Here is a 24,900-nt window from a genome sequence, read left to right as displayed (position 1 = left end):
CGATCACTTTCGCTTGTAGAGAAAGTTACCTCGCGCCTCAAAAAAACCGGGATGATTCACCGGTTTCTCAAGCTATTCGGCCGTGAGTCGTTCCGGGCTATCGCCGACCAACGACTTACTGCTCTGTGGTCTCTGCCGCGGGATCAGGTACGGGGCAGCGCGCAAGAATACCTTGATCCGTCCAGTTTGTGTCAGTGCCGGCATGAAACCCGGATGATCCCGGGCGCCACTGCCGACTCTGCTTGTGCCGGGTGCCGTACTCAGGCACCACAGACCCGATCCAACTCGGCAATCAACTGCTTCGCGCTTTCCTTCCAGGTCAGCCACGGCATTTCGTCTGAACGTGGGTGCTCGTTCTGCTCATACAACGCCAACCAATCAGCCAGTCGATCTGTGATTTCCTGGGTTTCAGTACCCTTGAAGTAATAGGCATACTCCCCTGCCACTTCGCGAAACACCGGCAGATCCCGTGCGAAAATAGGCAGGTTGTACTGAGCGGCCTCGATCAGGGGCAATCCGAAGCCCTCCCCGTAGGACGCGGCCACCAGGCAGTCGGCCTCGTTGTAGAGGTGTTCGAGGTATTCATCGCTCACACCTTCCAGCCACAGCAAACGCTTGCCCAACTCCGCATGACTGGTCAGGCGCGCTGCCAGCTCGTCCACCAGCCAGCCGTGCTTGCCGACGATGATCAGGTTGGCGTCATGGCCCGCCTTCCATAGCAGTTCAAACGCATCCAGGGCCTGCGCGTGGCCTTTACGCGGCTCAAGCGTGCCTACCATCAGGAAGCTTGGCGCAGGACTCAGCGATTCGATGCGCAGCCCAGGGCTTTCCGGTACGCCCGAGGATGGCATGGACTGGTCGATGTCGGCCCCCAGGTGAAAGGCGCCAATGTGGAACGGTCGACTGCGCTCTGGTGCATTTTCCACCAGCCATTCGCGTAGCTCGTCCGCCACCGCATGGGAAATGCACATCGCGCCATCGTAGTGCGCTACGGCGTTGATCCACGTGATGTAGTGCGCCTGCAGGCTTTCCACGAAGCAGTGCGGCAGTTGCAGGATCAGCAGGTCGTACACAACGAAGAAGATACTGACACCGTGCGAACGCAAGGTATTGAGGTACGACTGCTTGTGAGGAAGCACATCCATCAGCAGATCGAGGCAGATGTAGACATCGCCCGCGCGGTAGCTTATTGCCTCGTCGACTTCCGCTTCGCTTGCCTCTTTGCCCAGGAACATTGTCGTGAACTTGGCGGCATAGCGATAGAACGGCTCACCCGCCTTGGTGTACACCGGCTTGACGACGTAACCTTCCGGGGCGTTGGTCAGCCACTCCAGCAGAATACTGCGCACCACGCGCTGAATACCGCTCTTGCCGTCGTGCTTGCACAACTCGGAGATGTCCACGAACAGTGTGGGCTTATCAGCCAAGCCTTGTACCGAATAGTCAATGGCCTTTGCCAACAGCGGTATATCGAGTACTCCCGGCGCGAGTGCCCCCGAGGCTGCCAGCGTCTCGACTAGCAGCTGAACCCGATCTTTGCTTTGAAGCTCGGAAACTGGTAACGAACTGGCTTTCGCAACTGCGGATTCGAATGCGCTGATAGCCGCCTTACCAGTGCGATCCCACGAAAACTCGCGTGCCTGGCGAATACCATGTTCGACAAGCTCAGTACGGAACTCGTCGTCATTGAGAGCCCGGCTTATCTTGCGGGCGATTGCCTCAACGTCGGCGGGATCGAACATCGCTTCATCCCAACCGATAACTTCGGGAACGCTAGACGTGTTGGACCCGATCACCGCCGCACCGCACTTCATGGCTTCAAGTGGCGGAAGCCCAAAACCTTCATGGCGAGAAGGGAATACGTAGAGGCGACATAGCCCATACAAAGCGACCAGATCGTTATCAGTGATATAACCGGTGAATATCAGATCCGACGGACTCAGGCCCTGGGCTTTGGCCAAGGCCGTATAGGTATCCACGTGGAATTGCGGCATCTTGCCGGCGAAGACCAGTTGGGTAGTGCCTACATCAGCCTTGATACTGGCAAACGCTTTGATCAACGACGGTAGATTCTTCCGCTCATCCGCCCCACCTGAGTACAGGACGAAACGTTCGCGAAGCCCAAACTTGTTCTCAAGTGCCGAGCGCTCTTCCTGGCTTACCGGCATGGGCCCAAAAACATCGTCGGCGGCAGTGGAAACGTTTACGACCTTGTCACTGTCCAGAGCCAGCAAGCCCAGCGCTTCATCGCGGGCAAAATTGGAGATGGAAAGTAGAAGATCGTAGTCCCTGAACGCGTCGACCTTTTTCAGGTAGTGGGCTTTGTATAGCGGATTCGGATCCAGGTATTGCCCTGGATTGACGAGCGGAATCAGGTCGTAGAGAGTAGCGCAGTTCACTACCTGGCCAACCGACACCGGGGCGCCAATCACCGCATCGTCAATATATCCTTCTACCGAACTGGTTATATGTACGACGTCTGGCTGCAATTCATCGATGCAGGCCTGACGAATCAGCTGCGCAGCGTCGCGACGGGCCTGATTACCAGGATCGCTGTCGCTTACCGGACCTTGTGCATACCAGACGCGGATGTGGCTTTGGGCGAGCAGGCCGATGAAGGCTGTGCGGATACTATCGACACTTTCACTCAGCATACCGTTGAGCACTAGATAGACTTCGTGCTCGCCGCGATTACGGGCGATGCCCTGGGCCAGCGACAAGCTGTAGCGACCAATGCCTCGGAAACGGCTTTCGGTCTGAGCACCTTGCATGTCAATTACGATGCGCATCAATTCTGGTCCTTCGTTATAGCAGCTCGCAGTGCGCTTTCTATCGCACGGCCTCTGGCCGTGAGGGGTGCGCGATCAATTACTCCGTGAAGCGGATCGTGTCTATTTTCTGTGGCAACGTGTTGTTGACTGGCTTGATGCAGGCTACGCAACTTTGCATGCAGCCAAGGGCTACGTCTGGCCAAAGCCATGCACCGACGTTCGATTGACGGACGGCGGGCCAACCATAGCTTGGCGTGAGGCAGGGCCCGGGTTAGCTGGCTCCGCATCGTCGAACGGGAGCTCGTAAGGGGCCAACGAACGATGCGGATGACCAGCCGCAGGGGCGCTGTCGCACGCCACGAGGTGCTGTTCTTGAGCGCCTCGGCTTCGGCACCATGGGCTGTAGCTCGCAGATACCAGCTGTGCGCATTGGCCAATGACTGATCAAGCTCGCGCTGCACCGTGGCAAGTTGGCTTTGTAATCCATGTACATGGGTTTGCAGATCGTGATTCTGCGTGTACAGCGGTTTGAGACGATCCAACAGGTCAGCCTGGGATTGAGCGCTATCAATATTCTGACGCTCTGACTGGATATTCAGTGCTTCGAGCAGTTGCTCATGAGTGAGTGTCTGGGCAAGCCTGGTCTCGAACTGATGAAGCAAATGCTGTATATGAGTTTCAAACTGGTGCTGAAAATTACTCTCTATCTCATTTCGACTTTGAGCTATGCGCTTGTCTACACCAGAGTCGTACCGTTGCGCCAGCTCTGGCAACGACAAGCCATAATCGCCGTCGAACAGCTGATCGAATTGTTGCAACACTTCAACAGCTGCGGTTTTCTGACCGACGATGGAAAAGTCTGGGCTCACCCCACCAAGTACTGACATGAGGTCGATAGCTCTTTCAGCGCTGTGCAACTCAGGCGGCTCCTGCAGGCGCAAGATCTTGCAACGGTGGAAGCCAGAATGCTCAACTAGGAACGACATCAGCAGCTGCGGTATGGGTCGCTCATGAGTAGGGTCCAGGTAGAACCCCGTAGTACCAACCGAGATGTTTTCCGCATTCGGAGTTTCGAGTATAAGCAAACCGCCAGGACGCAGCGTACGCAGGGCCTCGTCGACAAGAGTCTGTAAATCATCGAATGGTATATGTTCGGCGATGTGAAAGCCGGTGACAGCTGAGAGGCTTGCATCGGGCCGGGCACGCAACGCGCTCAGTGCATCACCATGCTCGGCAGGCAGTGACAGCTGTCGGCAAGCTTGCAGCATTCCTTCGTCCAGATCGACTCCAACAGCTGTGTAGCCTTCATTGGTCAATAACTCGAGCCACTCACCGCGCCCACAGCCTACGTCGAGAATGGGTGCCTGGGCTGAGTCCTTTAGAAAGAACTGAAGAAACGGCAAGTAGACCCGCAGACGCTCCGCAATCAGTTCACGCGAGCCGCGATGCTTGTCTTCGAAGGCCCGATAAAATCCACCAGACATCAGCGGTACTCCACTCTAGGCGGCAGCCAAGCTGAGCCTACAAAAGGTTTTCTGGAAATGTTCGTGACGTTGAAGACGAGTGCAAGATCGCGCCACTCGAAATTCTCGGCGATATGCGTGTCAGATGTGTGGAGCGCTACGGCTACGGAGTACGACCCTACACCAAGGTTGGCGGCAAACTGGAACGTATAGCTAACCAGCCCGCCCGCTTCGAGAGCCACTAGTTTGCAATCAAGGTGATGGGTATTGGTGCCAAATATGTCCTGGCCCAGTCGATCCTTAATTACGTAGCCGACCACTAGTTCGTCTAGAGACTCGTGGACATCGACGTCGATGGTCAGTTTCACTTCATCCCCGACGTCAATGTACTGGACAGGCTCACCAGTAGAACTGCGCAGACTGACGCTGCGCACGGTAGCCTTGCCACTACCCGAACGCGTCTGTACCCCACCGTCGGCAAGCGTGTGCACTTCGACCGTCGAGTTTTCCTTCTGGGCGATGATGGCGTTGTAGTAGTCCATCACCTCCTCCGGCGAGCCGTCCTTGATGACGGTGCCACCCTCCAGAAGGATTGCGCGCTTGCACAGCGCCTGGATGGCGCCGCGATCGTGCGAGACGATCAGCAGCGTCGTGCCGGCTTTCTGGAATTCCTTGATGCGGCCGAAGCTCTTGTGCTGGAAGTAGCTGTCGCCTACCGACAGCGCTTCGTCGATGATCAGGATCTCGGGGCGGAAGGCAGTGGCAACGGAAAAAGCCACGCGCATCTGCATGCCGCTGGAGTACATGCGCACGGCCTGGTCGAAGTATTCGCCAATCTCGGCGAAAGCTTCGATGTCGCCGATCACGCCGTCGATCTGGGCCGTGTTGAAACCCATCAGGCCGGCGGCGTGGTAGACGTTCTGGCGACCGGTGAGTTCGGCGTTGAAGCCCATGCCTAGCTCCAGAATCGCCGCGATGCGCCCGTTGACCTGCACCGTGCCTTCGGTGGGCTGCAGGGTGCCGGTGATCATCTTCAGCAGCGTGGATTTGCCCGCACCGTTCTGGCCGACGATACCGATCGCCTCACCCGCTTCGATGTTGAAGCTGATGTGCTTGAGCACCCAGTGTTCCTGGCTGGCCTTGACCGGCAAATAGAACCAGCGGGCCATGCGCTGCCATTCCGAGCGGTAGGCGCGGTAGGCCTTGCCAACGTTGGTGACTGCAAGAAGGGTCATAGCGAGTCCACCATTTCTGCGGATGCCCGGCGGAACAGGAACAGCCCCAGCAGCATCAAGCCAACGGCGATGAGGAACGTCGCGCCGATCTGTTGCAGGTCAGGCGAGACCTTGTAGACCAGCACGTTGTGGTAGGCGGTGACGATGGGGTACATCGGATTGATGTCCAGCGTGCCTTTGAGGTAGTCAGGCACGATGTTGACCGAATAGACGATGGGGGTGAACCAGAACCACACCTGCAGGATGATCGGCACCACTTGGCCGATGTCGCGCAGGAACACGTTCAGCACACCCAGCACCAGGCCGATACCGACCGCCAGAGCGACCACGGCCAGGGTCAGGGGGATGAGCCAGAGCATTTGAATGTTGGGCGAGTGGCCTAGCACCGTGAAGATGATCAGCACGGCCACGAACAGCAGCAGGTTGTTCAGCAGGCACGAGCCCACCACGATCACCGGCAACGCAATGCGCGGAAAGCGCATCTTCTTCATCAGGTTGCCCTGCTCGATGAACACCGTCAGGCAGCGCCCGACGATTTCCGCGAACAGGTTCCAGGCCAGGATGCCGGCAATCAGGTACAGCGCGTAGGCGTACTTGTTGTCGATGCCCGGCAAGCGGGCGCCGAGCACGTTGGACAGGATGAGCGCGTAGATGGCGACCTGGGCCAGCGGATGAATGATCATCCAGAGGCCACCCAGTTTGCTGCGCGCAAAGCGCGCAACGAACTCGTTCTTGATGGAAGTTACAATGAAGCCTCTGTAGTCCCAGATGCCTCTCAACATGCCAAACATAATTATCCTTTGATCAAACGCTCTATCTCAGCAACACGCTGAGCCACCAATTCTTCGCTGCCGCGGCTTTCCACGTTCAGGCGCAGCAGTGGCTCGGTGTTCGAACCCCGCAGGCTGAAGCGCCAGTCGGCGAACTCGACGCTGATGCCGTCGGTGCGGTCGACGCTGGGGGTCTGTGAGTTGTAGAACGCGAGGATCTTCTCGATCGAGCCTTTGACGTCGGCGACTTCGTAGTTGATCTCGCCGCTGCACGGGAACGCCTGGATGCGCTCGTCCACCAGTTGGGCCAGGGTCTTGCCGGTGACGCTCATCAGCTCGGCCACCAGCAACCACGGGATATTGCCGCTGTCGCAGTAGGCGAAGTCGCGGAAATAGTGGTGAGCGCTCATCTCGCCGCCGTAGACGGCGTCTTCGGCGCGCATGCGCTCCTTGATGAAGGCGTGCCCGGTCTTGCTCTGGATGGCGACGCCACCGGCGGCTTCGACCTGTTCGATGGTGTTCCAGGTCAGGCGCGGGTCGTGGATGATCTTGCTGCCGGGGTGCTTCTTCAGCAGCATTTCAGCCAGCAGGCCAACCAGGTAGTAGCCCTCGATGAAACGGCCCTTGTCGTCGAAGAAGAAGCAGCGGTCGAAGTCGCCGTCCCAGGCGATACCCATGTCGGCGCCGTTTTCCAACAAGGCCTTGCGGGTCAGCTCGCGGTTTTCCGGCAGCAGCGGGTTGGGCACGCCGTTGGGGAAGTTGCCGTCTGGCTCGCCGTTGATGACGATCAGTTCCAGCGGCAGCTTGGCCTTGAGCAGTTCGATGGTCGGGCCGACGGCGCCGTTGCCGGGGTCGGCCAGCACCTTGAGAGGCTTGAGCGACTTGACGTCGATGTAGGTCAGCAAGTGCTCGATGTAGGCGCTCTTGTCGAACACTTCGCGCACGTGGCCAGCAGTGGCGGCCTTGTCGTCGAAGTTGCCGGCTTCAACGCGGGCACGAATAGCGTCGAGGCCAGTGTCGCCGCTGATCGGCTTGGAGTGCTCGCGCACCAGTTTCATGCCGTTGTAACCCTTGGGGTTATGGCTGGCGGTGATCATGATGCCGCCATCGGCCTTGAGGTGGCTGGTGGCGAAGTAGACTTCTTCGGTGCCGCACAGGCCCAGGTCGAGCACGTCGGCGCCGGCCTCGGTCAGGCCCTTGATGAGGGCGGCGGCCAGGCCTGGGCTTTCCAGGCGCATGTCGCGCCCGACGACATAGGCTTTGCCGTGCAGTTCGGACACCAGCGCGCGACCGATACGGTAGGCGATGTCGTCATTGAGGTCGGCAGGGACTTGGCCACGAATGTCGTAGGCCTTGAAGCAACGGGTCTGGAGAGGGGGATACATGGCAATCGCTCGCTCTATGTGGCCGACGCGCGATGAGCGCGGACGTCGGTAGATTGGACGGTCGCTGACGAACGACCAGCGCAGTTCGGCCCCTGCGCATGCATTGGAGGCACGCGCAGAGGCCGAAGCGGGGTTTATCGGTCAGGCCTTGTCAACGCGGCCGTAGACGTCTTCGAAACGGACGATGTCGTCCTCGCCGAGGTAGTCGCCGCTTTGCACTTCGATCAGCACCAGGTCGATCACGCCCGGGTTTTTCAGGCGATGCTGGTGGCCGGCACGAATGAAGGTCGACTCGTTGGTGTTGAGCATCAGCTCGCGGTCGTCGTTGACCACCACGGCCATGCCGCTGACGACGATCCAGTGTTCGCTGCGGTGGTGGTGCATCTGCAGCGACAGCGACGCCTGGGGCTTGACCACGATGCGCTTGATCTTGAAGCGCTCACCCTCTTCCAGGGTGGTGTAGGTGCCCCACGGACGGTGCACGGTGCGGTGCAGCTTGTGCAGGTGGTGGCCGCTGGCTTTGAGCTGGCCGACGATGTGCTTGACGTCCTGGCCATGATCCTTGTGGCTGATCATCAGGGCGTCCGGGGTGTCGATGACCAGCAGGTCTTCGACGCCGACCAGTGCGGTCAGGCGGTCTTCGCTGTGGACGAAGTTGTTGCGGGCATTGTGCGAGAGCACTTCGCCTTCGAAACGGTTGCCGTTTTCGTCGGCACCGGTCAGTTCACTGACCGCGTTCCACGAACCGATGTCGCTCCAGCCGATGTCGCACGGCACGGTGGCAACTTTGTCCGAGCGCTCCATCAGAGCGTAGTCGACCGAAATGTCCGGTACCTGGGCGAACGCGTCGGCGTCCAGTGCCAGGCAGCGGTAGTTCGGTGCTTCGGTCAGGCGCGAGGCTTCCTTGACGGCGACGGCGGCGGCGAGAACGTCCGGCGCGTGCTTCTTCAGTTCTTCGAGGACGCTGCGGACCTGGAAGCAGAACATGCCCGAGTTCCAGAAGTAGTTGCCGGCAGCGACGTAGCCCTTGGCGGTGTCCAGGTCTGGCTTCTCGACGAAGCGAGCGACTTTCAGGGTGCCTTCCAGGCCGGTGCCGACGCCGGCTTCGATGTAGCCAAAGCCGGTTTCAGGGTACTGCGGCTGAATGCCGAACGTGACCAGCCAGCCTTCGGCCGACAGCTTGACGGCCTTGGCGACGGCGGCGGAGAACGCGGCTTCGTTCTGGATCAGGTGGTCGGCCGCCAGCACCAGCATGTGGGCGTCGGGACCGTGGGAATCGTTGAGTTGCAGCGCGGCCATGGCCACGGCGGCGGCGGTGTTGCGGCCGAACGGCTCGAGGATGAAGCCCTGGGCGTGGCCGGTCTTGTTGACGGTGCGGTATTCGTCTTCGGTCTTGAACAGCAGTTCGCGGTTGGTGACGGTCAGCACTTCGGACACGCCTTCGAGCTTGGAGGCGCGCAGGAAGGTCTTCTGGATCAGGTTCTGGCCGTCAGGCAGTGCCATGAATGGCTTGGGATGGGCCTCGCGGGAAACGGGCCACAACCGGCTGCCAACGCCGCCGGAAAGAATAACGGGGATCAGGTTCATGCGTATTGGATCCTTTGTTTGCCGGTGTAGCGGCACTGTGAAAATCGATCTGTAGACCAGCTGTACATGGGGTGGAAACCACCGCTGCGCATCGAAGATCTGGCGGCTCCCTGCGCCGCAGACAACATATACGTCAAACCCCTGAAACCGCTCGCTGCTGATGAGTCAAGGAAGTGGCGGCTAGAATATCAGGAAATCCGGGGCCAAGCGCAAATCGTTCGCGCTTGGACACCCGGTCTGGGCCAGTAGTTCAGCGATCATTGCTTGGTGCTGATCTCGGCCAGCATCCGCTTCACGCCCACTTCCCAATGCGGCAATGTCAGGCCGAAACGCTCTGTCAGCTTGGTGATGTTCAGGCGCGAATTCAGCGGGCGCAGGGCGGGTGTCGGGTAGGCACTGGTAGGGATGGCTTCAATGGTTTCCACGGCCAGCTTGGTGCCTTGGCGGCGGGCGTTTTCGATGACCAGCTTGGCGAAGGCGTGCCAGGACGTTTCACCCGTGGCGGCGAGGTGGTAGGTGCCGGCCAGGTCGGGGTTCGCCACGGCCATGGGAATGGCGTGGGCGACGACGTCGGCCAGCAGCTCGGCGCCGGTGGGCGCGCCGATCTGGTCGCTGATGACGCTCAGGCTCTTGCGGTCCTTGGCGAGGCGCAACATGGTCTTGGCGAAATTGTTGCCACGGGCTGCGTAGACCCAGCTGGTGCGGAAAATCAGGTGCTTGCAGCCGGACTTGCGGATGGCCTCTTCGCCTGCCAGCTTGCTCGCGCCGTAGTAGTTGACGGGGACCGTGGTGTCGCTCTCTTGCCAGGGCTTCTCGCCCGTGCCGTCGAACACGTAGTCGGTGGAGTAATGCACCAGCCAGGCGTCCAGATCGAGCGCTTCGCGGGCAAGCACGGCGCTGGCCCGGTGATTGATCAGGTCGGCGGTGTCCTTTTCGCTCTCGGCCTTGTCCACTGCGGTATAGGCGGCAGCATTGACGATCACGTTCGGCGCGATGCGCCGCACCGTTTCGGCCAAGCCTTCAAGCGATGCCAGGTCTCCGCAGAGACCGGCTTCATCGATGTTCCTGCCCAGTGCGACTACCTTGCCCAGCGGCGCCAAGGCACGCTGCAGCTCCCAACCCACCTGACCGTTCTTGCCCAGGAGCAATATTTTCACAGTTCACGCCCTTGATAATTCGTATCGATCCATTGCTGGTAGGCGCCGCTCTTCACGCGGTTCACCCATTCGGGATTATCCAGATACCACTGCACGGTCTTGCGAATACCGGACTCGAACGTTTCTACCGGCGTCCAGCCCAGCTCGCGCTGGATCTTGCTGGCGTCGATGGCGTAGCGAACGTCATGGCCGGGGCGATCTTGTACGTGGGTGATCAAATGCGCATGAGGACGATGGAGTGACTGCGGGCAGAGCTCGTCGAGCAAGGCGCAGACCGTGTGCACGACTTCGATGTTCTGTTTCTCGTTGTGGCCGCCGATGTTGTAGGTCTCCCCTACCTCACCTTCGGTCACCACTTGATACAGCGCACGTGCGTGGTCTTCGACATACAGCCAGTCGCGAATTTGATTACCTTTGCCATAAATGGGCAAGGCCTTGCCTTCCAGGGCATTGAGGATGATCAGCGGAATGAGTTTTTCAGGGAAATGGCACGGCCCATAGTTGTTCGAACAGTTGGTGATCAACGTCGGCAGACCGTAGGTGCGCTGCCAGGCGCGGACCAGGTGATCGGAGCTGGCCTTGCTCGCGGAATACGGCGAGCTGGGCTGGTAAGGCGTGGTTTCGGTGAACAGGTCTTCGGGGCCTTCGAGGTCGCCATACACTTCATCGGTGGAGATGTGGTGGAAGCGGAAGGCAGCCTGGGGCTCGGCGTCGAGTTGCGACCAGTATTGGCGCGCGGCTTCGAGCAAGGTGTAGGTACCGATCACGTTGGTTTCGACGAAAGCGGCAGGCCCGGTGATCGAGCGATCGACATGGGACTCGGCAGCCAGGTGCATGACCAGATCCGGCCGGTGCTCGGCGAACACCCGGTCCATTTGCGCGCGGTCGCAGATGTCGACGTGCTCGAAGGCGTAGCGCGGTGTGCGCTCGCTGCCCATGAGCGAATCCAGATTACCGGCGTAGGTCAATTTGTCGACATTGACCACGGCATCGTCGGTATTCGCGAGGATATGGCGAATGACTGCCGAGCCAATGAAGCCTGCACCACCGGTTACGAGGATTTTCACGTTAAACAACACCATCGAGTTAAAGAAGAGACGCGCTGGATCGATTCAGGGCGCGCGTGACGCATGCAGAATGTTCAAAGGCCGGATGATACCAAACCACCCAACGCCTGTCCCTACGGGACATACAGCCCAATAGCCAGGGTTGTAACGCCCGTTGAACACACTGCAAAAAAAGATGTTACGAGAGGTAACCATAGCCTCCCGCAGCACAGATCCAGCTGTGCCCATCTGCTTCAGCGAGGCAATGGACAACGCATTTCGCCTTTTCGTAAATGACAGTTCCTTTCATCTGACGAAAGGCACACCTGGCGCATGGCCGACTTCATGGGCTGAAGCGTTTATAGTGCCGACCTCACACAAGGAGTGGCAGACATGAAAGCGTTGATAGGCCTGGTGGTTGCGGGATTGCTCGCCGGTTGCGGCACGATCAATACGGTGTTCCGCGACGATGCAGTGACCAGCGACAATCTGAAGGAGGCCGAGTCGTTCTGCGGCGCTGTGCCGCGGGTGTACAGCGGCGTGGTCTATGATTTTTGCCTGCTGCACGGCAAGGAGCCGCCTCCTGGTCGTTCGAGACCCGGGCCGCAGATGGGTTTCGTGGCACTGGACATTGGTGTCTCGGCGATCTTCGACACTCTGATGTTGCCCTACACGCTGTACCGGCAACACAACGATGGCGGGATTGAGGTCGTGGGTCGCTGACGGCTGCCCTGGCGGGGATTAGGGGTTAAGGAAGCCGTCGAGGCAGGTGACTGAGGCGCCGGTGACCTTGATCGAGTGGTCGGTGATTGACAGCTGCATCTTGCCAGCGCGACCCAGCGCAGCCCCCTGGGCCACTCGCAGCTGCGACCCCAGCGAGGCAGTCTGGCCGGTGGCGCGAATGAACGCAGCAACCGCCCCGCCACCGCTGCCGCAGGCTGCATCCTCTGTGATGCCGCAGGTGGGCGCGAAGGTGCGGACTTCGATGTGTTCGTTGCTGCCCTCGGGGTGCGGGCCGAAGATCACCACGCCGGTAGTGCTGGTGCGGTGGTCGTTGATGGCCATGCGCGCCAGGTCGGGGATGACCGCCAGCACGGTTTGTGCGTCGCGCAGTTGCACCACCAGCCAGCGCGGGCCGACGGTCACGAAGCACGGCCGGCGGTCGCGCACCACGCTCACGCCCAACACGGCCTGCAGTTCGCGATGATCGCTGTCGTTGACCGGCTGGATCGTCGCAGGCGGCAATTCGAAGGTGATCAGTTGTGAACCATCGGGCTGGCGGACGACGTCGAGTTCGATCAGGCCCGAGGGGCACTCCTGCACCAGTCGGCCGTTGCGCGGCTCGATCAGTCCGGCTTCGATCAAGGCGTGGGCGCTGCCGATGGTGGCGTGGCCGGCGAACGGCAGTTCCGAATTGGGCGTGAAGATGCGTACGCGGTAGTCCGCTTCAGGGCGAGTGGCGGGCAGCACGAAGGTGGTTTCGGAAAGGTTGTTCCAGTGGGCGATTTCTTGCATCTGTTCGCGCGTCAGGCTTTCGGCCTGCAGGATGACCGCCAGCGGATTACCCTTGAAGCGCTGGGTAGTAAATACATCGACTTGCTTGAACGCTAGGCGGTGCATGGTCGGCCCTGGAAATGGATGTATGGAGACGTAGCACAGGTTCGCATGTTTCCTGTAGCAGCGGCGCGAGCCGCGTCCGGTAGCGCCGTGATTCTTCCGGCCTACTGCGTGTACCGCCGACGCGGCTTGCGCCGCTGCTACAGGGGTTGCGCGAGCCGCGTCCGGCAGCGCCGCGATTTTTCCGGCCTACTGCGTGTACCGCCGACGCGGCTTGCGCCGCTGCTACAGGGGTGTGTGGGTTGGTTATAGGGTGATAGGTCTGCGGCCGGCGAAGGAATGGGCCAAGGTACCGCCGTCGACCAGCTCCAACTCCCCGCCCAATGGCACGCCGTGGGCGATGCGTGAAGCCACCAGGCCTTTCTTCGCCAACAGCTGGGCGATGTAATGGGCAGTGGCTTCGCCTTCGACGGTCGGGTTGGTGGCCAGGATCACTTCGACGAAGGAGCCCTGCTCGTCTATACGGGTCATCAATTGCGGAATGCCGATCGCCTCTGGACCCAGGCCATCGAGGGGCGACAAGTGCCCTTTGAGCACAAAATAGCGCCCACGATATCCGGTCTGTTCAACAGCATAGACGTCCATCGGCCCTTCCACCACGCACAGCAGCGTATCGTCGCGACGCGGATCACCGCATTGCGGGCAAAGTTCTTCTTCGGTGAGGGTGCGGCACTGGCGGCAATGGCCTACGCCTTCCATCGCCTGACTCAGAGCCTGGGCGAGGCGACTGCCGCCGCTGCGGTCGCGCTCGAGCAGCTGCAGGGCCATGCGCTGGGCGGATTTCTGGCCGACGCCGGGCAGTGTGCGCAGGCTGTCGATCAGTTGACGAATCAGTGGGCTGAAGCTCATGGAAGGCGGCCTGACGTTACGACGAGACGCGGTTTATACCCGCGCCTCCGGACCACGTCAAATGCTCAGGCGTCGGAAACCTTGACCACCAGCTTGCCGAAGTTATGCCCTTGCAGCAGGCCGATGAACGCCTCCGGCGCACGCTCCAGGCCGTCGACCACGTCTTCGCGGAACTTGATCTTGCCGTCACGGACCCACGGCACCATGGCGGAGAAGAATTCGGCATGGCGATCGCCGAAGTCGTCGAACACGATGAAGCCCTGCATGCGGATGCGCTTGGTGAGCAAGGTGCGCGGCAACAGTGCAAAGCGGTCCGGGCCTTCGGGCAGATCGGTGGCATTGTAGCCGGCGATCAGGCCGCACACCGGGATGCGCGCACGGGCGTTGAGCAACGGCATGACGGCATCGAAGACTTTGCCGCCGACGTTCTCGAAGTAGATGTCGATGCCTTTGTCGCAAGCTTTGGCCAGGTCGTCGGCGAAGGTTTCGCTTTTATGGTCGACGCAGGCATCGAAGCCGAGCTCTTCGACCACGTAGCGGCATTTTTCCGGTCCGCCGGCAATGCCGACGACTTTCAGGCCTTTGATCTTGCCCACCTGCCCTACCACCGATCCGACTGCGCCGGAAGCTGCTGCGACGACCAGGGTTTCACCTTCCTTGGGCTGGCCGATGTGGGTCAAGCCCATGTAGGCGGTCATGCCGGGCATGCCCAGAACACCGAGTGCCATGGAGGGACTGGGGATACCGGCAGGCAGCGGCGTGAGGTTGCTGCCGTCGGAAATGCAGTGGGTCTGCCAGCCGGTCATGCCGACGACCAGATCGCCTTCGCGGAATTTGGGGTGCCTGGAGGTCTCCACGCGGCTGACGGTGCCGCCGGTCATCACCTCGTCGATTTCCACCGGTGCGGCGTAGGACGGTGCGTCGCTCATGCGGCCGCGCATGTAGGGGTCCAAGGACAGGTACAGCGTGCGCAGCAGGACTTGCCCGTCTTCGAGATCCGGCAACGCCTCGCGCTCGAGGCGAAAATTCTCCGGCGTCGGCGCCCCGGTCGGGCGGGAAGCAAGAACGAAGCGCTGGTTGAGGTTCAGGTCTTGGGACATTGCGGGGTATTCCTTCAGCAAGTGGCTATAGGAAAAGGACAGCATGGGGTGGCGGGATGTTCAACTGGCTGCTCGGCTAACAGACGGCGCTGGATTTCGCGGCCCACAGGGCACCTGGATTACGCGGGCAACCTGTAGGAGCGGCCTGTGGCCGCGAAGGGCGCACACGGTGTGTCTGGTAGACCGCGGTGTGGCTTTCGCGGCCGATGACCGCTCCCACAAAGGGGATTGGATTGCGCGGGCGACCTGTGGGAACGGTCTGGGGCCGCGAAAGGGGCACACGGTGTGTCTGGTAGACCGCGGTGGGGCCTTCGCGGCCGATGACCGCTCCTACGGGGGCAATTGGATTACGCAGGCAACCTGTAGGAGCGGCCTGTGGCCGCGAAGGGCGCACACGGTGTGTCTGGTACACCGCGGTGTGGCTTTCGCGGCCGATGACCGCTCCTACGAGGGGGATTGGATTGCGCGGGAAACCTGTAGGAGCGGTCTGTGGCCGCGAAGGGGCACACGGTGTGTCTGGTAGACCGCTGTGGGGCTTTCGCGGCCGATGACCGCTCCTACGAGGGGGATTGGATTGCGCGGGCGACCTGTGGGAGCGGTCTGTGGCCGCGAAGGGGGCACGCGGTGTGTCTGGTAGACCGCGGCGTGGCTTTCGCGGCCGATGACCGCTCCTACGAGGGGGATTGGATTGCGCGGGAAACCTGTAGGAGCGGTCTGTGGCCGCGAAGGGGGCACGCGGTGTGTCTGGTAGACCGCGGTGTGGCTTTCGCGGCCGATGACCGCTCCCACAAGGGGGTTACTCAGATACAAAAATGCCAGGCTGAGGGCCTGGCATTTGGGGTTTAGAACGGCATCTTGAAGCCGGGGGGCAGTTGCATGCCGGAGGTCATGCCGGACATCTTGTCCTGGCTGTTTGCTTCGATCTTGCGCACGGCGTCATTGACGGCGGCGGCAATCAGATCTTCCAGCACGTCCTTGTCTTCCTGCATCAGGCTGTCGTCCAGGCTCACGCGCTTGACGTCATGGCGACCGGTCATCACTACACTCACCAGGCCTGCGCCCGATTGGCCAGTCACTTCGGCTTTTGCCAGCTCTTCCTGCATCTGAGCCATTTTTTCCTGCATCTGCTGGGCCTGCTTCATCAGGCCGGCCATGCCACCTTTCATCATGGGGTTCACCTCAAAGGTCAATGGGTATGACCGCGCATTGCCGAAGGCATCCTGCGCGGGCTTGGGTAAGAGCGCTTAACGCGTTGGGCTGGTCACCGCTTCGACTGGTTCAATCGTATCGTCGCGAATGATGGCACCAAACTGTTGCAGCATTTGTTGAATGTACGGGTCTTGCTGAATCGACTGCTCGGCATCGGCCTGGCGATTCGCACGCCAGCGCGCGGCGGCCTGGGCCGGGGTTTCCTGTTCCGGGCGGATCAGCTCGATGGTCAGGTTGAGCGTGCGCTGATGGTACTGGTTCAGCGCGTCGTTCAGGCGGCGCTGCTGGGTGCTGTTGAACAGTGCGCTGTGCGCAGGGTCCAGGTGCAGCAGCCAGTCGTCGCCCTCCACCGCGATCAAGGTGCAGTTGGCGGCGATGCTGCCGGTCATGCCCGAGATCGGCAACTTCGGAAACAGCTCGAGCCATTGCAGGGCCAGACCGCTCGCTGGCTGTGCGGCAGGCAGCACTTCGGGCTCGGCTTCGACGGGCGTGTCGTGGACGGTTTCGCTGGCCAGTTCGTCGAGGTAGCTGTAGGCGGCGCCGTCGGTTTCCGGAGCGTAATAGTCTTCGTCCAGCGGTGGCTCGTCGTCGCGGTCCATGCCGGCTGGTGTGTAATCGGCGGGCTCGGCATCGTCGACAGTCGGGGCCGTCTGAGTTTCCGGGGCGTCCGGCACGGCACTGGCAGGCGTGGGCGCCGGCATTGGAGTCAATGCGGGCTGCTCGGCGACGACATCCAGGATCGGTTCCTGAGTGGGCGCCGGTGCGGGCTCTACCGGGTCGTCCCAGGGTAGATCGATAACGGGATCGGGGGCGGCCTGGGAATGCGCGGGGGATTCTTCGCGGCCGCTGACCGCTCCTACGGGGGGATTCGAGGGTGCGGGCATCTCGTAGGAGCGGTCCGTGGCCGCGAAGGGCGCGACGCGGTCTGTCTGGGGATCCGCAGCAGGGCTTTCGCGGCCGATGACCGCTCCCACAGGGGGCATCTCGTGGGAGCGGTCCGTGGCCGCGAAGGGCGCAGCGCGGTCTGTTTGGTTATCCGCAGCAGGGCTTTCGCGGCCGATGACCGCTCCCACAGGGGGCATCTCGTGGGAGCGGTCCGTGGCCGCGAAGGGCGCGGCGCGGTCTGTCTGGGTATCCGCAACAGGGCTTTCGCGGCCGGTGACCGCTCCTACGGGGGTTGGAGCTGCCACGGGTTGGGTGGAATCAACTGTGGCTGGGCTGATCCCCACTGTCTTTAGCGGGTGACTGGGTCCGTCGCTGCTGCCTGCGGGGCGAAACGCGAGCATGCGCAGCAGCACCATCTCGAAACCGCCACGCAGCTCCGGGGCCAATGGCAGATCGCGACGGCCGATCAAGCCCATCTGATAATAGAACTGCACATCTTCGGCCGGCAGCGCCTGCGCCAGCGCCAACACCCGGTCGCGGTCACCCTGGCCGTTGTCCACCGCCTCGGGCAGCGCCTGGGCGATGGCCACGCGGTGCAGCACGTTGAGTATTTCAGCCAGCACGCCATTCCAGTCCGGGCCCTGCTCCGCCAGATGGCGCACAGCCTCGAGCACACTGCGGGCGTCACCTTCGAGCAACGCTTCCAACACGCCATATACCTGGCCGTGGTCCAGGGTACCCAGCATCGCCCGAACATCGGCTGCCAGCACCTTCCCTTCACCAAACGCGATGGCTTGGTCGGTCAGGCTCATGGCGTCGCGCATCGAGCCATCGGCGGCGCGGCCGAGCAACCACAGCGCGTCGTCCTCAAAGGGTACATTCTCGACACCCAGCACATGGCTCAGGTGTTCGACCACCCGCTCCGGCGTCATGTTCTTCAACGAGAATTGCAGACAGCGCGACAGAATGGTCGCCGGCAACTTCTGCGGATCGGTGGTGGCCAGAATGAACTTGACGTAGGGCGGCGGCTCTTCCAGCGTCTTCAGCAACGCGTTGAACGAGTGCGTGGACAGCATGTGCACTTCGTCGATCAGGTAAACCTTGAAGCGCCCGCGGCTGGGTGCGTACTGCACGTTGTCGAGCAGCTCGCGGGTGTCTTCGACCTTGGTGCGGCTGGCGGCATCGATCTCGATCAGATCGACGAAGCGACCCTCGTCGATCTCGCGGCAGACCGAGCATTCACCACACGGCGTTGACGTGATGCCCGTCTCGCAGTTGAGGCACTTGGCAATGATCCGCGCGATGGTGGTCTTGCCCACCCCTCGGGTACCGGTAAACAGGTAGGCATGATGCAGGCGCTGGTTGTCCAGCGCATTGATCAATGCCTTGAGCACATGGGTCTGGCCGACCATTTCGCGGAACGAGCGCGGACGCCATTTACGTGCAAGAACCTGATAACTCATCGAAAACCGTCGCGACATGAAAGCGGAAGACCGCCAATGCTAATGGAGCAGGGCCGAAATTGCATCCGTGCCCTGATCTATTGCTGAGTTCGCCTGAAAAAACGCAGACAAAAGTCGGCAATTGCGATGTTTCGCATGGGTATCGGTTTGGGAGAGTGATGCGATGAATCCGTGCGAGGACGAACTCTGGAATAGGTGGCAACCCTACCAGCCACACCCCGGCACACAATGTTCCCGCTGTGGCTGCTTCCTTCCGGATCTGACCAGGTTCACGGGTAATCGTTGCGGGGGGACCGGCAGGGTCACCATAACGACACTCGCTTGGTAGCGAGCGGGGGCCATTGTACCGGTCCTGACGGAAGTTACAACCCGTTGCGCGAGATAAAATTTGTAGGGCTGTCAGGGACTTGGCGTGGGCGGCTTTGTACGGTCCGGGGCAGGCGCGGATCGCTTGCGCGCAAGACAAGCGACAGCCGCGATGTGAATTGGTAACGTCGCGACATGTCCCCTGCCTGGTTGCTTGCGATGAAGGTTCTGACGCCCTACTCCCACTTATCGTCTGTTCAGTTGGAGCAATTGATAGAGATCGAGATTCGTCCGGAGCAGAGGCAATATTCCGGGGATGTGGACATGGCGCTTTATACGCTACTGGGTTGCACCGACGGTGAGATCCGAGGTTTCGCGCTGCTGGTGGATGAGGTGCCAAAGGGGTTTCTGCTGCTCAAACACGGGCGATTCGTGCCGGAATGGGCGGACTCGAAGGCGGCGACCTTGCATGCATTGCAGGTGGATTGGCGAATGCAGGGACGTGGGCTGGGGCGGGCTTGTCTGGAAGGCTTGCCTGATGCAGCGCGCGCGGCGTGGCCTGGGGTGCAACAACTGGAGTTGTCAGTGGATGCTGATAATGCGGCGGGCATTGGGTTGTACAAGGCGCTGGGATGGGAGGATCGCGGTCAAGCGTACCGTGGGCGGATTGGTTATGAGCGCAGGTATGTGCTGGCGCTGTAGAGGCGACAGCTCTCTTTGCAGCAGCGCTACCTCGCTTTTGTGGGAGCGGGCTCTGCCCGCGAAGGCGTCTGAATGAGCGGTGCACATTTCGGATGGGACGGTGAATGAGCGGGCCTCTTCGCGGGCAGAGCCCGCTCCCACAGGGGGATGGCGGGCACCGGCCGTTGCGTTACACCTGCAGGACGTCGTCGGCGCGGCCACCGGCTTCCTGGACGACGACGTGGATGAAGTGCAGCTTGGCGATCACGGCCGGTGGCAGCACGAAGGGGTAGAAGTCGGGCTGACCCATGGCGCGTGAGAGCTCGTTGAGCATGCCGGCCAGTTCGATCCAGGCGTTCACGAACGCGAGGAATGCCGGGCCGCTGGTGTGGTCCGGGTCATACAGGGTGGCCAGGGGGAACGGCGTGTAGTCGAGGTCCATTTCCTTGGCGCTCATGCCGAAGCCCAACGCGGTGTCGACCGCGTCCATCATGTGCAGGTAGTGGGCCCAGGTTTCCGCCCAGTCTTCCCATGGGTGCATGGTGGCGTAGGCACTGACGAAGTTCTGTTGCCAATCGGACGGTGCGCCTTGGTCGTAATGGCGCTGCAGGGCGTCGGCGTAGCTTTGGCTTTCATCGCCGAACAGGCGGCGGTAGTCGGCCACCCAGTGGGTGTCGGCGATCAGCCGGTCCCAGTAGTAGTGCCCTACTTCGTGCCGGAAGTGTCCGAGCAGCGTGCGGTACGGTTCGCGCATCTGCACGCGGACCTTTTCCCGGTGGGCGTCGTCGGCTTCCTTGATATCCAGGGTGACCAAGCCATTGGCGTGGCCAGTGGTGGGCGCGTTGCCGTTGAGGTCGGTGCCGATAAAGTCGAACGCCAGGCCGGTGGCTTCGTCTTCGGTCTTGGCGATGACCGGCAGGCCGAGGTTGATCAGTTGCGCGATCAGGCGGCGCTTGGCTGTTTCGACCTTGCGCCAATGCTCCGGGTTTTCCGGAACGCTCAGGTCGGGGATGGTCCGGTTCAGGTTGCAGGCGGTGCACAGGGCAGCGGGCCCCTTCTCTGCCGGCACCAGCCAGTTGCACGCTGCGGGGGTGTCGAGGTTGGCGCAGCGGTGGAACAGGCCTGCGTCGGGCACGGCATGCAGGCGCCAGCTGCCTGCTTCGGGACCGGCGTCGAGGGTGGACAAGACATTCTTGGCCGGCCAGAAACCGAGCAAGGCATTGCACGCCAGGCACTGACTGTTGCGGAAGAAGATCGACTGCCCGCAGGTGCATTCCCAGACCTTGCTGTGACGATTTTCCGGTTTGGCGAATGGGGCGGTGATTCGGGTGCTGAGTTGTTCGAAAAAACGATACATGGCGATCTCCGGTGGCCTGCCATGACTAGAGCTTGCGGGTGTGGCAAAGGTTTCATTTGCGGTAGAGGTTGGGTGGAAATGCGGATGGGAGGTTGGAAATGGCCGTGTAGCAGCGGCGCGAGCCGCGTTGGGGGTGGCTGCAGTCCGTCTGAATGAACGCGGTAGATCCGGACGCGGCTCGCGCCGCTGCTACAGGGGAAGAGGATCGCATGGGCTGTAGCAGCGGTCGGTGGCCGCGAAGGGTGCGGTGCGGCTTGTCTGGTGGCCCGCGGTGTCTTTTCGCGGCCGATGACCGCTCCTACAAGGGGGGAGGATCGCATGGGCTGTAGGAGCGGTCGGTGCGGCTTGTCTGGTGGACCGCGGTGTTCTTTTCGCGGCCAATGACCGCTCCCACAGGGAACCCCTATCTTGTGGGTGGGCCTCGGGCTCTGATTGCTGGGGTGCACCTCAATTTGGGGAGAACCTGGGGTGCGCCGTGTCATGATGTTACATGTTGGCGAGAAACTTCAGGAACTGTTCTTCGTCGAGGACTTTTATGCCCAGTTCGCTGGCCTTGGCCAGTTTGGAGCCGGCGCCGGGGCCTGCGACGACGGTGTGGGTCTTGGCGGAAACCGAGCCGGAGACCTTGGCGCCCAGGGCTTCGAGTTTCTGCTTGGCTTCGTCGCGGCTCATCTGCTCCAGCGAGCCGGTCAGTACCCACGTCTGCCCTGCCAGCGGCAGGCCTTCGACGACCTTTTTCTCGCTTGCCCAGTGCATGCCGAAGGCTTGCAACTGCGCTTCCACGGCCCTGGCCGTCTCGGCGTTGCGCGGCTCCTTGAAGTACTCGCGCACCGCCTCCGCCTGCTTGGCGTTAAGCGCCTGGCGAAGGTCGATGCCGTCGGCGGCGATGATCTGGTCCAGGCTGCCCAGCTTGGCCACCAGCTTTTCGGCGCCGGTCGGGCCTACCGAATTGATCTCCAGCTTGGCGATCATACCGGCCAGGGTGGTGCTGGCAGCGTATTCGGGGTGTACGTCGCCCTCCTCCTGCAACTGCAGGCCGCGCTCGAGCAATTGCTGGATGACGCTGCGGTTGTGCGGATCTTCGAAGAAGCTGTGGATCTCGAAGGCCACTTCCAGGCCGATGTCCGGCAGGTAGGTCAGTACCTGCGGCAGCGCTTCGCTGACGCGCTGTAGCGAGCCCAGTGAGCGCGCCAGCACCTTGGCCGTCTCCTCGCCCACGTCGGGGATGCCCAGGGCATAGATGAAGCGTGCCAGGCTCGGCTGCTTGCTGTCGGCGATGGCCTCGAGCAAGTTGTTGCTGGACACCTCGGCGAAGCCGTCCAGCTTGACCACGTCGTCGAACTGCAGTGTGTAGAGGTCGGCGGGCGAACTGACCAGGCCTTCGTCGACCAACTGCTCGACGCTCTTCTCACCGAGCCCGTCGATGTCCATCGCCCGCCGCGAGACGAAGTGAATGATCGCCTGCTTGAGTTGTGCGCCACAGGCCAGCCGCCCGACGCAGCGATAGACCGCGCCTTCGCTGACGGTCTGCTTGCCCTTGCTGCGTTTGACCAGTTGCGTGCGCTCGACATGGGAACCACACACCGGGCAGGTTTCCGGTACCTGAACCGCACGGGCGTTGTCCGGTCGGCGCTCGACCACCACCTGCATGACTTGGGGAATGACGTCACCGGCACGACGGATGACCACGGTGTCGCCGATCATCAGGCCCAGGCGCGCCACTTCGTCCATGTTGTGCAGGGTAGCGTTGGCCACTGTGACACCCGCCACCTTGACCGGCTTGAGCCGCGCCACGGGCGTGACGGCGCCGGTGCGCCCGACCTGAAATTCCACGTCGAGCAGTTCGGTGAGTTCTTCCATTGCCGGAAACTTGTGGGCAATAGCCCAGCGCGGCTCGCGTGCGCGAAAGCCCAGCTCGCGCTGGGAGGCCACGCTATTGACCTTGAACACCACACCGTCGATTTCATAGGGCAACTGGGTCCGGCGGCCGCCGATGTCGTGGTAGTACTCCAGGCACTGCTCGATGTTTTCCGCGACCTTGAGCTCGCGACTGATCGGCATGCCCCATTTCTTGAGCTGTTCGAGGTTGCCGGTGTGGGTGGTGGCGATGTCCTCGGTCACCTGGCCGATGCCGTAGCAGCAGAATTCCAGGGGACGGCTGGCGGTGATCTTCGAATCGAGCTGGCGCAGACTGCCGGCCGCGGCGTTGCGCGGGTTGGCGAAGGTCTTGCCACCGATCTCCAGTTGACTGGCATTGAGCCGTTCGAAGCCGGCCTTGGACATGTACACCTCGCCGCGCACTTCCAGCACCGCTGGCCAGCCACTGCCGTGCAGCTTGAGCGGGATGTTGCGGATGGTGCGCACGTTGACGCTGATGTCTTCACCGGTGGTGCCGTCACCGCGGGTGGCGCCGCGAACCAGGGCGCCGTCCTGGTACAGCAGGGAGACGGCTAGGCCGTCGAGCTTGGGTTCGCAACTGTAGTGGATGGCCGCGCCGCTGCCGAACAGGTCGCCGGTGGGCAGGTCGAGGCCTTCGGTGACGCGGCGGTCGAATTCACGCAGGTCGACTTCTTCGAAGGCGTTGCCCAGGCTGAGCATGGGGATTTCGTGGCGCACCTGGGAGAACGCGGTCAGTGCAGCGTTGCCGACGCGCTGCGTGGGCGAGTCAGGGGTGACCAATTCGGGATGGGCGGCTTCGAGCGCTTTCAGTTCATGGAACAGACGGTCGTATTCGGCGTCGGGAATGCTGGGTTCGTCGAGCACGTGGTAGCGGTAGTTGTGCTGGTCGAGTTCGGCACGCAGTTCGAGGATACGGGTGGCGTCGTTCATGATCGGTTCTCGCTTGAAGCAAAAGAGCAGCCTGGGCTGCTCTTGGGTTGGATCTGGGGGTTTGGCGGCGCTCCGTTCGCGGGCACTGCCCGCTCCCACAAGGGCACGGGCTGCGGCAGTATCGGACCTACCGCTTGTGAGTCATGGCGCGGCGTTCGAACTCGACGATGCGCTGGCGGTAGTGCTCGATGGTCTGCGCGGTCAGTACGCTGCGTTGATCGTCCTTCAATTCGCCGTCCAGTTCATGGGCCAGCTTGCGCGCTGCGGCCACCATGACATCGAAGGCTTGCTTGGGATGACGCGGGCCGGGCAGACCAAGAAAAAAGCTCACGGCACGGGTGCTGAAATGGTCGATATCGTCCAGATCGAAGATACCTGGCTTGACCGCATTGGCCATGGAGAACAGCACTTCGCCGTTGCCGGCCATGCTTTCGTGACGATGGAAAATGTCCATTTCACCGAAGCGCAGGCCGCTTTCCAGGATGTTCTGCAGCAACGCAGGGCCGCGGAAGCCGCTCTCGCTGCGCGAGATGACGCTGATCACCAGCACTTCTTCAACCGGTGGCAGGTCTTTCTCTACGGCCGGTGCACCCGTGCTGGAGAAACCCTTGCTGTCGCTGGTGAAATCGTCGTGGGCGTCACGCGCCGCTTTCATCGCAGGCTGCGCTTTGGCCGGCTTGGGCTCGCGTGCAGGCTTGGGCGGCCGGGCTTCGCGAGGCTCCTTGATCTCGTCTGGCTCAACGGCCAGGTTCAAATCGGCGTGATCGGCCGACGGCTCGCGCTTGGCGCGCTGACCGCCACCGTCGCGCTGGGCGCTCATGGACGGCAGGTCATGCTCATCCAGTTGCGGCTCCTTGTGAGCGTCGAGCACCCGAGGCGGTCCGAGCACTTCGGCGCCGGTGTCTTCCTCGGGTAGGTTGTTGATGTTGCGATCCAGGCGAAACTTGAGCTTGCCCTTGCCGCCACGCATCCGGCGCCAGCCGTCGAAAAGAATGCCGGCAATGACAATGATGCCGATGAGGATCAGCCACTCGCGCAGACCGATTTCCATGTAATCCCGTGCCTCTATAAAAATGATAAAAAATAAAGGGTGTGAACCCTCTTTAAGACGTGGCGCCAACTGTATGTTCTGACAGGCGTTTTCCCACGCGTAAACAAGACTTTGGTAAAACTAGCACGACCAGAAACAA

General features: G+C 61.5%; 18 protein-coding genes and 1 other RNA gene. 2 read left to right on the top strand and 17 right to left on the bottom strand.

The genetic code is table 11. The features are described 5' to 3' along the window. Nucleotides 1-260: 260 nt before the first annotated feature. The 8 genes from IFT57_RS23925 to rfbB form a co-directional block, all read right to left on the bottom strand. A complete protein-coding gene (locus IFT57_RS23925; protein ID WP_192152893.1) occupies nt 261-2,789 on the bottom strand; it encodes a glycosyltransferase family 4 protein in 2,529 nt (842 codons plus the stop codon). Next, nucleotides 2,789-4,255 carry a class I SAM-dependent methyltransferase gene (locus IFT57_RS23920; protein WP_192152892.1) on the bottom strand — a complete coding sequence of 489 codons (1,467 nt, stop codon included), beginning with the start codon at nt 4,253-4,255 and terminating at the stop codon, nt 2,789-2,791. Before IFT57_RS23920 ends, IFT57_RS23925 begins: the two co-directional genes overlap by 1 nt. Further along, nucleotides 4,255-5,469, bottom strand: coding sequence for an ABC transporter ATP-binding protein (locus tag IFT57_RS23915; protein WP_192152891.1), 1,215 nt, complete (start codon nt 5,467-5,469; stop codon nt 4,255-4,257). The genes IFT57_RS23920 and IFT57_RS23915 overlap by 1 nt, the downstream gene beginning before the upstream one ends. Beyond that, on the bottom strand, nt 5,466-6,260 hold the full coding sequence (locus tag IFT57_RS23910; protein WP_192152890.1) for an ABC transporter permease: 795 nt from the start codon (nt 6,258-6,260) through the stop codon (nt 5,466-5,468). Before IFT57_RS23910 ends, IFT57_RS23915 begins: the two co-directional genes overlap by 4 nt. Before the next feature lie 2 nt (nt 6,261-6,262). Then, nucleotides 6,263-7,624, bottom strand: coding sequence for a phosphomannomutase (locus IFT57_RS23905; protein WP_192152889.1), 1,362 nt, complete (start codon nt 7,622-7,624; stop codon nt 6,263-6,265). Between the two features lie 141 nt (nt 7,625-7,765). Then, nucleotides 7,766-9,211: a mannose-1-phosphate guanylyltransferase/mannose-6-phosphate isomerase gene (locus tag IFT57_RS23900; protein WP_192152888.1), complete on the bottom strand. Its 1,446-nt coding sequence runs from the start codon at nt 9,209-9,211 to the stop codon at nt 7,766-7,768. A 257-nt stretch (nt 9,212-9,468) separates the two neighbouring features. Next, nucleotides 9,469-10,368 (bottom strand): dTDP-4-dehydrorhamnose reductase, encoded by a 900-nt coding sequence (gene rfbD, locus IFT57_RS23895; protein WP_192152887.1) that lies wholly within the window; start codon nt 10,366-10,368, stop codon nt 9,469-9,471. After that, on the bottom strand, nt 10,365-11,435 hold the full coding sequence (gene rfbB / locus IFT57_RS23890; RefSeq protein WP_192152886.1) for a dTDP-glucose 4,6-dehydratase: 1,071 nt from the start codon (nt 11,433-11,435) through the stop codon (nt 10,365-10,367). Before rfbB ends, rfbD begins: the two co-directional genes overlap by 4 nt. Before the next feature lie 372 nt (nt 11,436-11,807). On the opposite strand from rfbB, the gene IFT57_RS23885 reads away from it, so the two are divergent. After that, nucleotides 11,808-12,137, top strand: a complete 330-nt coding sequence (locus tag IFT57_RS23885) for a YceK/YidQ family lipoprotein (protein ID WP_122795697.1) — start codon at nt 11,808-11,810, stop codon at nt 12,135-12,137. A gap of 18 nt (nt 12,138-12,155) precedes the next feature. Here the strand turns inward: IFT57_RS23885 and IFT57_RS23880 are convergent, their stop codons facing one another. From IFT57_RS23880 to ffs, 6 genes are all read right to left on the bottom strand, one after another. Then, the gene (locus IFT57_RS23880; RefSeq protein ID WP_192152885.1) at nt 12,156-13,034 is read right to left on the bottom strand and encodes a PhzF family phenazine biosynthesis protein; all 879 of its coding nucleotides are present in this window, start codon (nt 13,032-13,034) and stop codon (nt 12,156-12,158) included. 243 nt (nt 13,035-13,277) lie between these two features. Then, a complete protein-coding gene (recR, locus tag IFT57_RS23875; protein WP_192047245.1) occupies nt 13,278-13,880 on the bottom strand; it encodes a recombination mediator RecR in 603 nt (200 codons plus the stop codon). Nucleotides 13,881-13,945: 65 nt separating this feature from the next. Then, nucleotides 13,946-14,980, bottom strand: coding sequence for an NADP-dependent oxidoreductase (locus IFT57_RS23870; RefSeq protein WP_192152884.1), 1,035 nt, complete (start codon nt 14,978-14,980; stop codon nt 13,946-13,948). An 842-nt stretch (nt 14,981-15,822) separates the two neighbouring features. After that, a complete protein-coding gene (locus tag IFT57_RS23865; RefSeq protein WP_043189078.1) occupies nt 15,823-16,149 on the bottom strand; it encodes a YbaB/EbfC family nucleoid-associated protein in 327 nt (108 codons plus the stop codon). Between the two features lie 75 nt (nt 16,150-16,224). Beyond that, the gene (gene dnaX, locus IFT57_RS23860; protein ID WP_192152883.1) at nt 16,225-18,537 is read right to left on the bottom strand and encodes a DNA polymerase III subunit gamma/tau; all 2,313 of its coding nucleotides are present in this window, start codon (nt 18,535-18,537) and stop codon (nt 16,225-16,227) included. A 202-nt stretch (nt 18,538-18,739) separates the two neighbouring features. Next, nucleotides 18,740-18,836, bottom strand: an RNA gene (gene ffs / locus IFT57_RS23855) — signal recognition particle sRNA small type. Nucleotides 18,837-19,038: 202 nt separating this feature from the next. Between ffs and IFT57_RS23850 the strand changes: the two genes are divergently transcribed. Further along, nucleotides 19,039-19,545, top strand: coding sequence for a GNAT family N-acetyltransferase (locus tag IFT57_RS23850; protein WP_244657418.1), 507 nt, complete (start codon nt 19,039-19,041; stop codon nt 19,543-19,545). A 169-nt stretch (nt 19,546-19,714) separates the two neighbouring features. Here IFT57_RS23850 and IFT57_RS23845 read toward each other — a convergent pair whose 3' ends face one another. The 3 genes from IFT57_RS23845 to zipA all read right to left on the bottom strand — a co-directional run bounded on the left by IFT57_RS23845 (nt 19,715) and on the right by zipA (nt 24,761). Then, nucleotides 19,715-20,881: a zinc-binding metallopeptidase family protein gene (locus tag IFT57_RS23845; RefSeq protein ID WP_192152882.1), complete on the bottom strand. Its 1,167-nt coding sequence runs from the start codon at nt 20,879-20,881 to the stop codon at nt 19,715-19,717. 486 nt (nt 20,882-21,367) lie between these two features. Continuing rightward, nucleotides 21,368-23,710 carry an NAD-dependent DNA ligase LigA gene (gene ligA / locus IFT57_RS23840; RefSeq protein ID WP_192152881.1) on the bottom strand — a complete coding sequence of 781 codons (2,343 nt, stop codon included), beginning with the start codon at nt 23,708-23,710 and terminating at the stop codon, nt 21,368-21,370. Nucleotides 23,711-23,837: 127 nt separating this feature from the next. Beyond that, nucleotides 23,838-24,761 (bottom strand): cell division protein ZipA, encoded by a 924-nt coding sequence (zipA, locus tag IFT57_RS23835; protein ID WP_192152880.1) that lies wholly within the window; start codon nt 24,759-24,761, stop codon nt 23,838-23,840. Between the last annotated feature and the right edge of the window lie 139 nt (nt 24,762-24,900).

The sequence above is a fragment of the Pseudomonas sp. CFBP 13719 genome, from assembly GCF_014842095.1.
In the GTDB taxonomy this organism is placed as follows: Bacteria; Pseudomonadota; Gammaproteobacteria; order Pseudomonadales; family Pseudomonadaceae; genus Aquipseudomonas.
This window is presented reverse-complemented; position numbering and strand designations above follow the sequence as displayed.

Excerpts from the sequence above, each read along its gene's own strand:
- IFT57_RS23870 (WP_192152884.1), bottom strand. The coding sequence starts at position 14,980 with ATGTCCCAAGACCTGAACCTCAACCAGCGCTTCGTTCTTGCTTCCCGC.
- IFT57_RS23905 (WP_192152889.1), bottom strand. The coding sequence starts at position 7,624 with ATGTATCCCCCTCTCCAGACCCGTTGCTTCAAGGCCTACGACATTCGT.
- IFT57_RS23885 (WP_122795697.1), top strand. The coding sequence starts at position 11,808 with ATGAAAGCGTTGATAGGCCTGGTGGTTGCGGGATTGCTCGCCGGTTGC.
- IFT57_RS23850 (WP_244657418.1), top strand. The coding sequence starts at position 19,039 with ATGTCCCCTGCCTGGTTGCTTGCGATGAAGGTTCTGACGCCCTACTCC.
- dnaX (WP_192152883.1), bottom strand. The coding sequence starts at position 18,537 with ATGAGTTATCAGGTTCTTGCACGTAAATGGCGTCCGCGCTCGTTCCGC.
- ligA (WP_192152881.1), bottom strand. The coding sequence starts at position 23,710 with ATGAACGACGCCACCCGTATCCTCGAACTGCGTGCCGAACTCGACCAG.
- IFT57_RS23920 (WP_192152892.1), bottom strand. The coding sequence starts at position 4,255 with ATGTCTGGTGGATTTTATCGGGCCTTCGAAGACAAGCATCGCGGCTCG.
- IFT57_RS23865 (WP_043189078.1), bottom strand. The coding sequence starts at position 16,149 with ATGATGAAAGGTGGCATGGCCGGCCTGATGAAGCAGGCCCAGCAGATG.
- zipA (WP_192152880.1), bottom strand. The coding sequence starts at position 24,761 with ATGGAAATCGGTCTGCGCGAGTGGCTGATCCTCATCGGCATCATTGTC.
- IFT57_RS23910 (WP_192152890.1), bottom strand. The coding sequence starts at position 6,260 with ATGTTTGGCATGTTGAGAGGCATCTGGGACTACAGAGGCTTCATTGTA.
- IFT57_RS23925 (WP_192152893.1), bottom strand. The coding sequence starts at position 2,789 with ATGCGCATCGTAATTGACATGCAAGGTGCTCAGACCGAAAGCCGTTTC.
- IFT57_RS23915 (WP_192152891.1), bottom strand. The coding sequence starts at position 5,469 with ATGACCCTTCTTGCAGTCACCAACGTTGGCAAGGCCTACCGCGCCTAC.
- IFT57_RS23880 (WP_192152885.1), bottom strand. The coding sequence starts at position 13,034 with ATGCACCGCCTAGCGTTCAAGCAAGTCGATGTATTTACTACCCAGCGC.
- recR (WP_192047245.1), bottom strand. The coding sequence starts at position 13,880 with ATGAGCTTCAGCCCACTGATTCGTCAACTGATCGACAGCCTGCGCACA.
- IFT57_RS23900 (WP_192152888.1), bottom strand. The coding sequence starts at position 9,211 with ATGAACCTGATCCCCGTTATTCTTTCCGGCGGCGTTGGCAGCCGGTTG.
- IFT57_RS23845 (WP_192152882.1), bottom strand. The coding sequence starts at position 20,881 with ATGTATCGTTTTTTCGAACAACTCAGCACCCGAATCACCGCCCCATTC.